Source organism: Allofournierella sp., assembly GCF_048388525.1.
In the GTDB taxonomy this organism is placed as follows: Bacteria; Bacillota; Clostridia; order Oscillospirales; family Ruminococcaceae; genus BQOK01.
In genome coordinates, this window is sequence record NZ_DBGCTQ010000107.1 from 1 (window position 1) to 13432 (window position 13432).

A 13432-nucleotide genomic window follows, 5' to 3' on the forward strand; every position below is an offset into this window, starting at 1 on the left:
GATATTGTGAGCGCCCTTGCGGGCACCCGCAGCTACAAAAAAGCCTTTGGGAAGGAGCGCATCTGCGCCATTATTACCGGGATGCGGGAGGATGGGCTGATGGACCCCGCACTGGTGGAGTGCATGCTGGCGCATTACGACGGGATCATGGAAAAAACGCGGGTGCGCTGCCAGCCTGTGCTGGAGATCTATCAAAAATTGCAGGCGGACTACAACGCCATTTACGCGCAGTATGCGCCGGTGCGAGCCTGAATCAAAAGAAGCGTTTCCCATTCCTTGCGGAGCGGGAAACGCTTCTTTTTTGCGGAATTTGCAAAGAGTTACTGCTCGCTGCCGGAGCCAGACGCAGAGGAGAACAGGCTGGGGATGGCGCAGATGGCAGCGACGCCGACAATCACAAAAATGATTCGGCTCAGCACGCTGGCGACGCCGCCGAATAGCCAGCCCACCAGGTTAAAGCTGAACAGGCCCACGAGGCCCCAGTTCAGGCCGCCGATGATGAGCAGGACCAAGCAAATTTTATAAAGAGTCTGCATTTACAAATTCCTCCCTTCCTGGCGATAGTTTTTCCAGGCACGGGCGGGAATATACAGCCCGCCAAAAGGCGGCCCCAAAGGGCGGATTCCGGATGGTAACCAATTTCTTTACCAATGTTGTTTCCTGGGCGGGGGATCGGTATAATGGTTAAAGAACTTTAACGAAAGGGTTGGAGAATATGAAACAGGGCAAGGTAATGGTGGATACGGGCAAGTGTATTGGGTGCGGGCTGTGCGGCAGGATCTGCCCGGCGCACAACCTGGAGATAAAAAACAAAAAAGCAGGCACGGTGCTGGAACGCTGCATCCTGTGCGGGCAATGTTCGGCGGTCTGCCCGAAAAAAGCAATTTCAATCGCCGGCCGTGAGAACGATCAGATCGAGAAACCGGGGGAGGTGCGCCTTGACCCCGGTGCGGTGCTGAATGCGATCCGCTTCCGCAGGAGCATCCGCGATTTCCGGGAAACAGAGGTTCCCCGGGAGGTGATCGAACAGATCCTGGAAGCGGGCAGGCTGACCCACACCGCCAAGAACCTGCAGGATGTATCGTTTGTGGTGCTGCAGAGGGAAAAGGACCGAATTGAGGAAATGGCGGTAAGGGTGTTCAAGGCCGTTAAGCCGGCCGCCGATCTGTTCAGCCCCATGGCAAGGAAAAACAAGATCACCGAGCACTTTTTCTTTTTCAACGCGCCCCTTGCGATCGTTGTTTTGGCCAAGGACAAAACGAACGGGATTCTTGCCGCGCAGAACATGGAATTTGTGGCAGAAGCCAATGGGCTGGGCGTGCTGTACAGCGGCTTTTTCACAATGGCAGCCAACGCCTCGCGCAGGATCAGAAAGGCGCTCGGCGTTGCGAAGGGGAAAAAGGCTGCGATGACGCTGGTGCTGGGGTACCCGAATGTTGAATTCCTGCGCTCTGCGCCCCACAAGGAGCTGAGCGTGCGCTATATGTGAGGAGGCTTTGCAGTGAAACGGGAATGCGAGGAAAGGCTGGCGCAGATCGCCAGCGGTTTTCGGGAGTGCCGAAACGCGTTTACAGCCATTGGCGACGAGACCAGGCAGCTCATTTTGCTTGCGCTGCTGGAGAGCGATCTGGCCGGCATCCGGGTGGGGGAGATCGCGCAGAAAACCCACCTGACGCGGCCCTCCGTATCCCATCATCTTCAGATTTTGAAGGAGGCGGGCATCGTTGCCATGCGCCCGGAAGGAACAAAAAATTACTATTATTTAAGCGCGGACGAAACCCAGTGGAAAGAGATGAAAGAGCTGATCGGGCTTATTTACACAAGCATTCAGCATATGGGCGCGAAAGAATAAAAGGAGGCAGCTATGATCTTGTATTTTTCCGGAACAGGAAACAGCGAATACGCCGCAAAACGGATCGGCAGAGAACTCGGCGATGAGGCCATCGACCTTTTTGAGAAGATCAAAACCGGCGATTGCCGGGAAATGCACTCGGAACGCCCATGGGTCGTGGTGGCGCCCACCTATGCCTGGAGGATCCCGCGCATTGTGCACAAGTGGCTGGAAGCCGTGAAGCTTACGGGAAACAGGGACATGTATTTTGTGATGACCTGCGGCGGGGATATTGGAAACGCGGGAAGCCACCTCAAACCGCTTTGCGCCGGAAAAGGAATGAATTACCGCGGCTGCACCGGGATCAGGATGCCTGAAAATTACATTGCGCTGTTCAAAACGCCAGGAGAAGAAGAGGCCGCCCAGATCATCGGGCAGGCGGAAGGCCTGATCGACCGTGCGGCGGAGATGATCGGAAAGGGGGAACGCTTGCCTGAGCCGGAGCTTTCGCTGGGGGATAAGCTGAACAGCGGGATCGTGAATGCTGTTTTTTACCCGCTGTTTGTGCACGCAAAGAAGTTTTACGCCACCGGGGCCTGTATCTCCTGCGGCAAATGCGCTGCCGTTTGCCCCCTGGACAATGTTCGGCTGAAGGATGGAAGGCCGGTGTGGGGCGACCGATGCACCCACTGCATGGCGTGCATCTGCCGCTGCCCGGCACAGGCGATTGAATACGGCAAGCACAGCCAGGGCCTGCCGCGTTACACCTGCCCGAAAAAGGTATAACAAAGCCCATGAAAAAGGGAGAGGGCGCCGCACCGGCACCCTCTCCCTTTTTTGCTGCTTTTTAAGAAAAAATCATTTTGCCTGGGCGGGTTCCTCTTTTTCGGCTTCGCCCTTGGGGCCCTCGTAGCGGCGGCCCCAGCCGGTGATGATGGACACCAGCAGGGTGGCGAACAGCGCGAAGGCATAGATGGTTCCGCCCGCCACCGCCAGGGGGGACAGGCCGGTGCAGGCCACGCCGATGAACACGAACACGCTCATGAAGGGAACGATGGCCGGCAGGCTGTTGGCAATGCCGTCCAGGATATTGGCGCGGCGGTAGGGGTGGATGCCCTTGGCCGTGCCGATCTTGTTGAGCACCGGGCCAAAGGTGAGGATGGAGGCGCTGGTCACGCCGCCGAAGATGACCGTGGTGGCCGACACGCCCAGCAGGCAGGCAAGCTCGGCCCCGCGGGCGGTGCGGGCCATGCGGCTGCCCAGGATGCGGTCCACCAGGTATTCCAGCATGCCTGCGTCAGCCAATACGCCCATGATGCCGAAGACCGAGATCACCAGGCCCACCGTGCCCAGCATGTTGGCCACGCCCGTGACCAGAAAGCCGGTGGCAACGCTGTTGGCAGCGTCGTTGGAGAACACGTCCGCCGGGGTGAACAGGCCCAGCGCAAGACCGGTGGCCGTGCCCAGCACAAGGCCGACCAGAATGCCCTGGAAGATGTTGCGGGTTTTGGTGGCCACAATGAGCATGACCGCCACGGGGATGAGCATCACAAGGCTCTTGGGGTCCGCCGCGGCCTCGATGGCGCCGCCCTGGTAGACACCGCCCATGCCGCCCAAAACAGCGAACAGCACCAGCGAGATGGCGCCCGCCACGGCCGAGTATTTGAGCCGGCTGCTGACAACGCCGCCGATATCGGCCACGCGGCCGTCGCGGAACTGCTGGGTGGAGGCCGAGGCGATGGTGGTGTCGGAGATGGGAGCCAGGTTATCGCCGAAGATGGCGCCGGACACGATGGCCCCCGCCAGGAACATGGGGCTGCAGCCCAGCAGGAGGCCCGCCGGGTAGAAGATGGGGAAGGCGGTGAACATGGTGCCGATGGAGGAGCCGGTGGCGGTGGACACCACGCAGGTGGCAAAGAACACGAATGCCACAAACGCGCCGCCCTTGAGGCCCACGCTGTTGGCCAGCCACACAAAGCCGCCGGACAGGCCGCTCTGCTTCATCAGGCCGGAAAACATGCCGATGACAAAGAAGATCACAATTACGCTCACCGAGGTGACCGAGGAGATGCCGCGGATGGCGGAATCCCAGAATTTGGAGTAGCTTTTGCAGAACAGGCCGCCGATGAGCAGGGCGATGAAGCCGCCTGCCGCCAGCGCCTCCATATTGAAGGCCTTGAACACGACGAACAGAACGATACAGAAGCCAAAGAAGATGCCCACAGGGATGAGGGACAGGAACATGCTGCCCCGGAAGGTAAGGCGGTTTTTGTCTTCCATGATATTTCTCCTCTCTTATGTTACCAAAGGGTCAAACGATCCCCTTTTGCTTGGCAAGCTCGGTGAGGGCAGCCTTGATGCGCTCGAAACGCAGGGCTGCGTCCTCGTCGCGGGCAAAGCAGGCGGTGACGATGCGGATCCACCCAGCGCCCTGGCTGCCGTAGGGCACGCCCTGGTTTACCATGACGTTGGCGTGCTGCATCAGGTAATCCGCCACCTCTTCCGAGGTGCCGAGGCGGTGCACGTCCAGCCAGGAAAGGATGCCGCTCTCGCTTTTGCGCATGGAAACGCCGGGGGTGGTGCTGAGAATATCGTAGGCGAGGGTGCGCCGGCGGTCCAGCCGCTCGCGGTATTCGGGCAGGATGGTGTCGTCGTTCAAAGCGGCCACCGCGCCCAGGGTGGTGACGGTGCAGGCCGCGCCCAGCACGTTCACCGCGCCGCCGTACAGCACGTCCATGATGTGGTCGTCGGCATAGATGTAGCCGATGCGGAAGCCGCTGAGGCCGTAGCCCTTGGACATGGAGCAAACGGTGAGGGTGCGCTCCCACATGCCGGGCAGGGTGCAGGGGGCCACGAATTCAATGCCGTCGAAGATGTGGTCCTCGAAGGCCTGGTCGCACACCAGGATCAGGTCGTGCTCCACGATAAAGCGGCACAGCGCCTCGAGGCTCTCGCGGCGGAACACGGTGGTGGTGGGGTTGTTGGGGTGGCTGATGAGCACCATTTTGGTGCGGGGGGTAAGCCGCTTTTCAAATTCCTCGATGCGGAACTGCCAGTTGTCCTCGGCATACAGGGGAACGGGCACGGTGACTGCGTCCAGGAGCTTGGGGTTCAAAAAGTTGCTGGGATAGCTGGGATCCGGCACCAGCACCTCGTCGCCCTCGCACAAAAACGGCATCATGGCATAGAGCAGGCCGCTGTCCGACCCGGGGGTGACGATGACGTTGCGGCTGGGGTCCAGCGTGCGGCCGATGCGCCCCGAAACCCGCTTTGCCAGGGCCTCGCGCAGCTCGTAGGCGCCGATGGGCATGCTGTAGTGGGAGGGCAGGCCGCTTTGAACGGCATCCAGCATGGCCTTTTGCACCGAGGCGGGGATGGAGGGGTCCGGGAAGAACGGGTCGGCCCAGGCCATTACGTCGCCGCCGGCCTTTTGAAAGTTGCCCGCGCCCTCGCCCACGTCGGCCTTGGTGACGCTGAGAAACAGGCCGCCCTGGAGATCGCGGAATTTGCGGTTCATTTTTGCCTTGATATCCACAGTGAAAACCTCCTTATGTTAAAAGATGCGGCATATTATTCGGAGAGGGCGGCCACGGCCTCGACCTCCACCAGCAGACCCTTGGGCAGGGTCTTTACGGCTACACAGCTGCGGGCCGGGCAGGGCGCGCGGAAGTATTCCGCATAGACCTGGTTGAAGACAGCGAAATCGCCCATATCGGCCAGAAAGCAGGTGGTCTTGACCACCCGGTCGAGGCCTGCGCCCGCGGCGGCGAGCACCGCGGCCAGGTTTTCCAGCGCCTGGCGGCTCTGCGCCTCGACCCCCTCGGGCGCGGCGCCGGTGGCGGGGTCCAACGGGATCTGGCCGGAGGTATATACCATTCCCCCGGTGCAAATTGCCTGGGAATAAGGTCCGATGGCGGCGGGCGCGCGGTCGGTCTGTATGATCTGCATAGCAAAAACTCCCTTTCATTCAAGCCTTTTCAGGATGTGCGGGGCGTGGCCTGCCGGGGGATCCGGGGGCTGCGCCGATTTTCTGGCTTCATTATAACAATAAAAAAGATTTTATTCTATTCGTAATATTGATGAAATAAATTTTATTATTTAGTCAATTCATCCAAAGCGGGCGGCAAAGGGAACGGTAAAAGCATCCAAACCCAATAAAAGGCAGGGTCCGGGCGGCAAATGCTGCCCGGACCCTGCCGAAGAAGGATAAAAATGGGGCGCTGGATCTTTTACTGGCCCTTACTGTGGCGCAAATGCAGGTAGACCGTGTTGACCGAAATGCCCAGCAGCTCGGCCGTGAGGGGAACCGCGTCCTTCATATTGAAGATACCCTGGGCGTGCAGCAGGGCCACGATCTCCCGGTTGCGCAGGGCGGGGCGGATGGTGGGGTCGCTTTTGACCTGCTGGCCCGCCTGCTCGACCGCCTTGGCCACCAGCTCGCGGGTATTGCCCGCGAAATTTTCGGGCGGGAGGCCCGGGTAAGAGGTGGGGGCCGGAGCCGGGCCCAGCGGCACGCCCAGCGCCTCGAGGCAGTGGGAGAGGGGAGTGTCGAGATAAAAATTGATGCACAGCAGGCCGATGACCTTGCCCCCCTGGCCCTGGATGGAGATGGTGGTGCTGCGCAGCGGCGCGCCGAATTTGTTCTTTGCATTGTAGCACACATAGCCCAGGCTGTCCTTTTCGGTGAGGCGGCTGAGCATGGAGAGGGCGAGGTCGGTGATGGGAGCGCCCTCCCGGCGGCCGGTGTGGTGGCCGTTCGCCACCTTGACGGCCGAGTGCTCCAGGTTTTCGAGGCTGTGGAGCACGATCTCGTACCCGTCGCCCAGATAGCCGGCCAGCCCCTCGACCAGGGTTTTGTACGACTCGAGAACGGCCCGGTCGGCGGGGGTGAAGCTAACCTGTGGGTCATGCATAAAACGCACCTCGCCTTGTTAGTTTTTCAGCGCCTGGAGGGGGGCGGGGATGCGCCCGCCCCGCCGGATGAAGACCGAGGGGCTGTAGGTGCTGATGGGCATGATGGGCGCGTAGCCCAAAAGGCCCCCAAAGTCCAGCTCTTCGCCCGCCTTGCGGCCGATGGCGGGGATGACCCGCACGGCGGTGGTCTTGGAGTTGACCATGCCGATGGCCGCTTCGTCGGCAATGAGGGCGCTGATGACCTGGGCCGGGGTGTCGCCGGGGATGACCACCATGTCGATGCCCACGCTGCACACAGCGGTCATGGCCTCGAGCTTTTCCAGGGTGAGGCTGCCGCAGCGGGCAGCCTGGATCATGCCGTCGTCCTCGCTGACCGGGATGAAGGCGCCGGAGAGGCCGCCCACGTGGTTCGAGGCCATGACGCCGCCCTTTTTGACCGCGTCGTTCAGCAGGGCCAGAGCCGCGGTGGTGCCGCAGCAGCCGCAGCTTTCGAGACCCATTTCTTCCAGGATGTTGGCCACGCTGTCGCCGATGGCGGGGGTGGGCGCAAGCGAGAGGTCCACGATGCCGAAGGGCACGCCCAGCTCTGTGGCGGCCAGGTTGCCCACCAGCTGGCCCATGCGGGTGATTTTGAAGGCGGTGCGTTTGACCAGTTCGGCCACCTGGTCCAGAGGCGCGTCCTTGGGCAGCTTTGCCAGCGCCGCGCGCACCGCGCCCGGGCCGGAAACGCCCACATGCACCACACAGTCCGGTTCGCCGGGGCCGTGGAAAGCGCCCGCCATGAAAGGATTGTCCTCGGGCGCGTTGCAGAACACCACCAGCTTTGCGGCGCCCATGCACTGATTGTGGGCGGTGGCCTCGGCCGCGGCGCGCACCACTTCGCCCATGCGGGCCACGGCGTCCATGTTGATGCCGGTCTTGGTGGAGCCGATGTTCACGCTGCTGCACACCACATCGGTTTCGGCCAAAGCGCGGGGGATGGAGTCGATGAGGCGCTCGTCGCCCGCGGAAAAGCCCTTGTGCACCAGCGCGCCGAAGCCGCCGATGAAATTGACGCCCACGGCCTTGGCCGCAGAGTCGAGCGCCTTGGCGTAATCGACCGGGTCGGCCGAGGGGGCCGAGGCCAGCAGCATGGCGATGGGGGTGACGCTGATGCGCTTGTTGATGATGGGAACCCCGTAATCGGTGCTGATCTTTTCCACCACCGGCACCAGGCGCGCGGCCCGGGAGGTGATCTTGTTATAAATTTTTTCGCAGGCTTTGGCGGGGTCGGGATCCGCGCAGTCCAGCAGGCTGATGCCCATGGTGACGGTGCGCACGTCCAGGCTTTCGCTGTTCATCATGTTGATGGTTTCCATGATGTCGTGGGTGTTGATCATGCTCATGCGGCCTGCCCCCTTAAATATGATGCATCGCGTCGAATACTTCTTCGCGGGTGAGGTGCAGCTCCATCTTCATCTGGGCGGCAATTTCGTCCAGCCTGGTGCGCACGGTTTGGGCAGGTTCGGCACAGCCGGACAGGTCCACCAGCATGATCATGCAGAACATATCCTGCATGATGCTTTGGCTCACATCCTGGATATTGATGTTCAGCTCGGCGCAGACCCGGCTCACGCCGGCCACCACGCCAACGGTGTCCTTCCCGACCACAGTGATGACAGCTCGCATAAAACAGTTCCTCGCTTTCCCATAGTAAACTAGAGCCATTATAACAGATTTTGCCTGTATTTTGTTTACTTTGCCCGCATTTTTTTTTATAATGGATGAAAGCCTTTTACAGCGCCGGGCATGCCCGGCACAAACACACAGATGAAGAGGGATGCTTTATGGAACGTTTGCTCAAGCTGCTGGAAGAGAACGCGCGCCTGCCGGTGGAGGACCTGGCCGCGATGCTGGATATCGCCCCCGCCGAGGCCGCCGCACAGATGGACGCCTATGCCCGGGAGGGCGTGATCCGGGGCTACAGGGCCCTGGTGGACTGGGAGAAGGCCGGGGCTGACCTGGTGCAGGCCGTGATCGAGCTGCGGGTGCGGCCCAAAAAGAGCATGGGGTTTGACGAGATCGCCGCGGCCGTGGCGGGCTTTGAAGAGGTGCAGAGCGTGCTGCTGATGAGCGGCGCGTATGACCTGCAGCTGATCGTGAACGGGCACAGCTTCCAGGAGATCGCGCTGTTTGTGGCAAAGCGCCTTTCGCCGCTGGACGACGTGCTTTCGACAGCGACCCACTTTGTGCTGCGCACCTATAAAAAGGACGGCGTCGTGTATGGCGGCGAGGAGCCGGATGAGAGGGAGTGGGCCACACAGTGATGGAATACGAGCGCATTGTTGCCCCTGCCGCTGCGGCCATGCGGCCCTCGGGCATCCGCAAATTTTTTGACATTGCCGCCGAGCTGGAGGGCTGCATCAGCCTGGGCGTGGGCGAGCCGGACTTCAAAACCCCCTGGCGCATCCGGGACGCGGGCATCCGCAGCCTGGAAAAGGGAAAGACCACCTACACCGCCAACGCGGGCCTGAAAGAGCTGCGGCAGGAGATCGCGGCTTACATGCAGCGCCGGTTTGGCCTTCGCTACGAGCCGCTGAAAGAGGTGCTGGTGACGGTGGGTGGCAGCGAGGCCATTGACATGTGCATCCGCAGCCTGGTGGCCCCCGGCGACGAGGTAATCATTCCCGAGCCCTGTTTTGTGTGCTACCAGCCCATTACCACCCTGACCGGCGGCGTGCCGGTGCCGGTGCCCCTGAAGGCCGAGAACGAGTTCCGGCTGACCGCGGCCGAGCTGAAAGCAGCCATTACCCCCCGCACAAAGCTGCTGGTGCTGCCCTTCCCCTGCAACCCCACCGGCGCGGTGATGGAAAGGGAGCATCTGGAGGAGATCGCAGAGGTTTTGCGGGGCACGGACATCGTGGTGCTTTCGGACGAGATCTACGCCGAGCTGACCTACGGTGACAAGCACCACGTGAGCATTGCCAGCCTGCCGGGCATGGCCGAGCGCACGGTGGTGGTGAACGGCTTCTCCAAGGCGTTTGCCATGACCGGCTGGCGGCTGGGCTATGCCTGCGGCCCGGCGCCCATCATCAGCGTGATGACAAAGCTGCACCAGAACTGCATCATGTGCGCGCCCACCACCAGCCAGTACGCGGCGGTGGTGGCCATGCGGGAGTGCGACGACGAGATTGAGCGCATGCGCCGCGAGTACGACATGCGCCGCCGCCTGCTGGTGAAACGGCTGAACGAAATGGGCCTTGCCTGCTTTGAGCCGAAGGGCGCGTTTTACGTGTTCCCCAGCGTGCAGGCGACCGGCCTTTCCAGCGGGGCGTTCTGCGAGGCGCTGCTGTACGCCCAGAAGGTGGCGGTGGTACCCGGCACCGCGTTCGGCGATTCGGGCGAGGGGTTTGTGCGCATCAGCTACGCCTATTCGGTGAACCATTTGACCGAGGCGCTGGACCGCATCCAGGCGTTTTTGCAGGAGCGGGAGGCAAGCGCCGCCCATGGATGACAAGGTGTATTTTGCCGCCGCCGGCAGCTATGACCCGGCGGCGGTGGAAGCGGCGGTGGAGCGGCTGTTTTGCCAGCTGCCCGCCGCCGCGGCCATTGGGCCGGGCAAAAAGGTGCTGCTGAAGCCGAACCTTTTGGCAAAGCACGGCCCGGGTAAGGCCGTGACCACCCACCCGGAGGTGCTGCGGGCGGTGATCCGGGCGGTGAAGCGCCGGGGGGCGGACGATCTGCTGGTGGCCGACTCGCCCGGGGGGCCTTACACCCCGGCCCTGGTGAAAAGCATTTATAAGGCCAGCGGCCTGGCGGCGGTGTGCCAGGAGGAACAGGTGCCCCTGTACACCGCCTGCGAGAGCGCTGCGGCGCCCGCCGCCGGGGGAGCCGCGGCCAAGGAATTCACCCTGCTGCGCCCGGTGCTGGAGGCGGACCTGCTGATTGACCTGCCCAAGCTAAAGACCCACATGATGACCGGCCTTTCGGCCGCCACAAAAAATTTGTTCGGGTGCATCCCCGGCTTGCAGAAGGCCGAGTGGCACATGCGCCTGCCGGAGAAAGAGCGCTTTGGCGAGATGCTGGTGGATCTGCTGGAAACCGTGAAGCCCGCCTTTGCGGTGCTGGACGCGGTGGTGGCCCACGAGGGCGACGGGCCCAGCGGCGGCACGCCGCGCCCGGTGGGGTTTGTGGCGGCGGCCGGGGACCTTTTGCAGATGGATCTTGCCCTGTGCGCCATGGTGGGGCTGGACCCGGCCCAGGTGCCCTATCTTTCCGCCGCGATGCGGCGGGGCCTGTGCGCGGACCGGTTCGAGGCGGCCAAGGCGGCGGGCGAGACCGGGCTGTTTGCGCCGATCGACGGGTTTAAGCTGCCCTCCAGCTGGGGCAGCGTGGATTTTGCGGACAACGCGCCCCGCCCCATCCGCTGGGCGGTGCCCGCGGTGCAGCGGGCCATCGCGCCCCGCCCGGTGATCGACAAAGAAAGCTGCATCGGCTGCGGCCAGTGTGCCACGATCTGCCCGCAGAAGACCATCCGGCTGGAGGAGGGCAGGGCGCGGATCCTGCCGGGGCGGTGCATCCGGTGCTTTTGCTGCCACGAGATCTGCCCGGTGCAGGCCATCCGCACCAAGCGCTTTTTCATCTTTCAAAAACTGTGAGGTGTTTTGCATGAAGCAGGTCACGGTGCTGGCCCCGGCAAAGCTGAACCTGACCCTGGACGTGACCGGCCTTTTGCCGGGCGGCTACCACGCGCTGGATATGCTAATGCAGACCATCACCCTGCACGAGCGGGTGATCCTGCGCAAAAGCCAGGGGCTCTTGCTGCGGCTGCCGGGCAGCCGCGTGCCCCCGAACGATAAAAACACCGCCATCAAGGCGGCGCTGGCGTTTTTTCATTACACCGGCCTTTTGGCCGGGGCGGATATGGAAGTACATAAGGCGACCCCAGTGCGGGCGGGCATGGCGGGCGGCTCGGCCGACGCCGCGGCCGTGCTGGTGGGGCTGAACGAACTGTACGCGGCGCGGCTTTCCATGAGCGAGCTGTGCGCGCTGGGGGCAGGGATCGGGGCGGATGTGCCCTTTGCGCTGCTGGGCGGCACCTGCCGTGTGCAGGGCAAGGGGGATATGCTGAAGCCCCTGCCCCCCTGCCCGGACTGCTGGTTCACAGTGGCGATGCCCAGCGTGGGGGTTTCGACCCCGGAGGCTTTTGCCGCTTACGATGAGGTGGGCAGCACGGCGCACCCCAGCGCGGACGCCGCCGAGGCGGCGGTGGAGGCGGGCGATCTGCGCGCCCTGTGCGGGGCGATGGGCAACGCGCTGGAGGAGTGCAGCGGCGCCGCCGAAACGCCCCACATCAAAAGACTGCTCAACGAACACGGCGCCCTGGCCAGCCTGATGACCGGCAGCGGCGCGGCGGTGTTCGGGGTGTTTGACCGGCAGCAGGCCGCCGCTGCCGCCGCCTCGGCGCTGCGGCGGGAGTACCGCCAGGTATACCTGGCGCAGCCGGACCGGGGCGGCGCGCGGGTGATCCATCCACCCCGAAAATCAAAAGCCTGAATAAAACAAAACAAGCACGCCTATACTTTTGGCAGATGTTACCATTGGCAACGGATGACCAAAAGAGAGGACGTGCTTTTTATGTTTTTGAAAAAATTTGCCCCATCGCGCCGGGCGGTGCTGGAGGCCAGCGTGGGCCTGGGGCTTTTGCTTGCCGTGTTACTTACCTGCCGCTTTTCCAGCTTTGCCGCCGTGGCCGCCAGCGTGCGGGCCAACACCCTGCGCCTGCACGTGCAGGCGAACTCGAACGGGCCGGATGATCAGCTGCTGAAATTCCGGGTGCGGGACGCGGTATTGGAAACGGCGGGGCGCCTGTTCGGCGGCGAGGCGGACAAGGCAGCCGCACTGGAAGTGGCCCGGGCCAGCCTGCCCCAGATTCAGATGGCAGCGGAAAAAGCGGTGGCCGAGGCGGGCAGCCGGCTGCCGGTGCGGGTATACATCACCAACATGTACTTTGACACCACGGGCTACGCGGACTTTACCCTGCCGGCGGGGCGGTACGACGCGGTGCGGGTGGAGCTGGGCGCGCACGCGGGCAAAAACTGGTTCTGCGTGCTGTACCCCGGCCTGTGCCTGCCCGCCGCCGGGGGCGAGGCGGCCTACCCCACCCCGGCCGAGCAGCAGCTTATAAAAGAGGGCAGCCCCTATGAGATCCGCTTTGCGGCGCTGGAGTGGTGGGAACGGGTGAGCGGCCGGGCGGAGTGAAAAGGGTGTGATGGAATGCGGCGGGAGATTTTTATTTTTTCTGTAATTCTATGAGGATGCGTGTGGAATTACTGGTAAGGCGCATCAGGTTTTTGGCAGCATCCAGCAGGATCATGGACACGGAAACAGAAAAAAGAGCCGTCAACGGAAATACGACAAGCCCAAACAGGAAAAAGGGCATGATGCTGCCTTCCTGTGAGCTGAGCATACCGCCCAGTACCAGGCCCAGCAGAATGATCGCAAAGAACATAACCCAGGCAACCACGCGCAAAAGTGCGATCCAGAAGCCGCCTTTTTCGGAAACGCGGCAAGAGGGCGAGGGAGCAGAGGGCTCGTTTGTTTGGGACAGGCCGAGAGGATCGGTATACTCCATCACGTACACTCCTTTAAAATGATTGAAATTGGGCAACGCCCATATGCACAGGCTACGGCTACGAGCTTAAAACA

Annotated in this window: 16 protein-coding genes and 1 pseudogene; 9 read left to right on the plus strand and 8 right to left on the minus strand. The window is 62.4% G+C overall.

The features are described from left to right. Positions 1-252: pseudogene (locus tag ACMLHZ_RS12765) on the plus strand (phosphohydrolase); the annotation flags it as partial. Between the two features lie 68 nt (positions 253-320). Here the strand turns inward: ACMLHZ_RS12765 and ACMLHZ_RS12770 are convergent. Beyond that, the gene (locus ACMLHZ_RS12770; protein WP_177563028.1) at positions 321-536 is read right to left on the minus strand and encodes a DUF378 domain-containing protein; all 216 of its coding nucleotides are present in this window, start codon (positions 534-536) and stop codon (positions 321-323) included. 179 nt (positions 537-715) lie between these two features. Here ACMLHZ_RS12770 and ACMLHZ_RS12775 point away from each other — a divergent pair, with 179 nt between their 5' ends. From ACMLHZ_RS12775 to ACMLHZ_RS12785, 3 genes are read left to right on the plus strand one after another with little or no spacing between them, the layout of a single operon-like run. Next, positions 716-1489: a nitroreductase family protein gene (locus ACMLHZ_RS12775; protein WP_418668072.1), complete on the plus strand. Its 774-nt coding sequence runs from the start codon at positions 716-718 to the stop codon at positions 1487-1489. Between the two features lie 12 nt (positions 1490-1501). Continuing rightward, the gene (locus tag ACMLHZ_RS12780; RefSeq protein WP_418668073.1) at positions 1502-1852 is read left to right on the plus strand and encodes an ArsR/SmtB family transcription factor; all 351 of its coding nucleotides are present in this window, start codon (positions 1502-1504) and stop codon (positions 1850-1852) included. A 12-nt stretch (positions 1853-1864) separates the two neighbouring features. Then, the gene (locus ACMLHZ_RS12785; RefSeq protein ID WP_418668074.1) at positions 1865-2617 is read left to right on the plus strand and encodes an EFR1 family ferrodoxin; all 753 of its coding nucleotides are present in this window, start codon (positions 1865-1867) and stop codon (positions 2615-2617) included. A gap of 72 nt (positions 2618-2689) precedes the next feature. On the opposite strand, the gene ACMLHZ_RS12790 is transcribed toward ACMLHZ_RS12785, so the two are convergent. The 6 genes from ACMLHZ_RS12790 to ACMLHZ_RS12815 form a co-directional block, all read right to left on the minus strand. Further along, complete coding sequence (locus tag ACMLHZ_RS12790; protein ID WP_418668075.1) at positions 2690-4111, minus strand: Na+/H+ antiporter NhaC family protein; 1422 nt, start codon at positions 4109-4111, stop codon at positions 2690-2692. A 31-nt stretch (positions 4112-4142) separates the two neighbouring features. Then, entirely contained in the window at positions 4143-5366 is a 1224-nt protein-coding gene (locus ACMLHZ_RS12795; protein ID WP_418668076.1) for a pyridoxal phosphate-dependent aminotransferase, read from the minus strand. 35 nt (positions 5367-5401) lie between these two features. Then, a complete protein-coding gene (locus tag ACMLHZ_RS12800) occupies positions 5402-5779 on the minus strand; it encodes a Rid family detoxifying hydrolase (RefSeq protein WP_177563023.1) in 378 nt (125 codons plus the stop codon). A gap of 281 nt (positions 5780-6060) precedes the next feature. Beyond that, a complete protein-coding gene (locus tag ACMLHZ_RS12805) occupies positions 6061-6744 on the minus strand; it encodes a helix-turn-helix transcriptional regulator (RefSeq protein WP_418668077.1) in 684 nt (227 codons plus the stop codon). 18 nt (positions 6745-6762) lie between these two features. After that, positions 6763-8124, minus strand: coding sequence for a PFL family protein (locus tag ACMLHZ_RS12810; RefSeq protein ID WP_418668145.1), 1362 nt, complete (start codon positions 8122-8124; stop codon positions 6763-6765). 19 nt (positions 8125-8143) lie between these two features. After that, on the minus strand, positions 8144-8413 hold the full coding sequence (locus ACMLHZ_RS12815) for an ACT domain-containing protein (protein ID WP_177563021.1): 270 nt from the start codon (positions 8411-8413) through the stop codon (positions 8144-8146). A gap of 158 nt (positions 8414-8571) precedes the next feature. On the opposite strand from ACMLHZ_RS12815, the gene ACMLHZ_RS12820 reads away from it, so the two are divergent. The 5 genes from ACMLHZ_RS12820 (at position 8572) to ACMLHZ_RS12840 (ending at position 12985) form a co-directional block, all read left to right on the plus strand. Further along, entirely contained in the window at positions 8572-9051 is a 480-nt protein-coding gene (locus ACMLHZ_RS12820; RefSeq protein WP_177563020.1) for an Lrp/AsnC family transcriptional regulator, read from the plus strand. Continuing rightward, positions 9051-10238, plus strand: coding sequence for an aminotransferase class I/II-fold pyridoxal phosphate-dependent enzyme (locus tag ACMLHZ_RS12825; RefSeq protein WP_418668146.1), 1188 nt, complete (start codon positions 9051-9053; stop codon positions 10236-10238). Before ACMLHZ_RS12820 ends, ACMLHZ_RS12825 begins: the two co-directional genes overlap by 1 nt. Next, on the plus strand, positions 10231-11382 hold the full coding sequence (locus ACMLHZ_RS12830) for a DUF362 domain-containing protein (RefSeq protein WP_418668078.1): 1152 nt from the start codon (positions 10231-10233) through the stop codon (positions 11380-11382). Before ACMLHZ_RS12825 ends, ACMLHZ_RS12830 begins: the two co-directional genes overlap by 8 nt. Positions 11383-11392: 10 nt before the next feature. Continuing rightward, positions 11393-12280 carry a 4-(cytidine 5'-diphospho)-2-C-methyl-D-erythritol kinase gene (ispE, locus tag ACMLHZ_RS12835; protein ID WP_418668079.1) on the plus strand — a complete coding sequence of 296 codons (888 nt, stop codon included), beginning with the start codon at positions 11393-11395 and terminating at the stop codon, positions 12278-12280. Between the two features lie 81 nt (positions 12281-12361). Continuing rightward, complete coding sequence (locus tag ACMLHZ_RS12840) at positions 12362-12985, plus strand: stage II sporulation protein R (RefSeq protein WP_418668080.1); 624 nt, start codon at positions 12362-12364, stop codon at positions 12983-12985. Positions 12986-13016: 31 nt separating this feature from the next. Here ACMLHZ_RS12840 and ACMLHZ_RS12845 read toward each other — a convergent pair whose 3' ends face one another. After that, entirely contained in the window at positions 13017-13358 is a 342-nt protein-coding gene (locus tag ACMLHZ_RS12845; protein ID WP_418668081.1) for a hypothetical protein, read from the minus strand. Positions 13359-13432 lie beyond the last annotated feature (74 nt).